The organism is Desulforhabdus sp. TSK, assembly GCF_022836495.1.
GTDB lineage: Bacteria > Desulfobacterota > Syntrophobacteria > Syntrophobacterales > Syntrophobacteraceae > Desulforhabdus.
Genome location: NZ_BQXM01000164.1, coordinates 1 through 443, shown reverse-complemented (window position 1 = coordinate 443; position 443 = coordinate 1). Strand labels below are relative to the sequence as shown.

Sequence of the window (443 nt, the reverse complement as noted above, 5' to 3'; positions counted from 1 at the left end):
GTATCTAATCCTGTTCGCTCCCCTGGCTTTCGTGCCTCAGCGTCAGTTATCCCCCAGTGTGCCGCTTTCGCCTCCGGTGTTCCTGCCAATATCAACACATTTCACCGCTCCACTGGCAGTTCCGCACACCCCTGGGACACTCCAGCAATCCAGTTTCAAACGCAATGCCTCAGTTGAGCTCAGGCATTTCACATCTGACTTGAATCGCCGCCTACGCACCCTTTAAGCCCAGTGATTCCGAATAACGTTCGCACAGTATGTATTACCGCGGCTGCTGGCACATACTTAGCCCGTGCTTCCTCTGAGGCTCTGTCAACTCCGGAGGAGAACCTCCGGAGATTTCATTCCCTCTGACAGCGGTTTACAACCCAAGGGCCTTCATCCCGCACGCGGCATCGCTCCGTCAGACTTTCGTCCATTGCGGAAGATTCCCCACTGCTGCC

Annotated in this window: 1 rRNA gene; it reads right to left on the bottom strand. The window is 55.5% G+C overall.

What is annotated here, in order from left to right:
• A 16S ribosomal RNA gene (locus tag MWC30_RS21965) occupies positions 1-443 on the bottom strand; the annotation flags it as partial.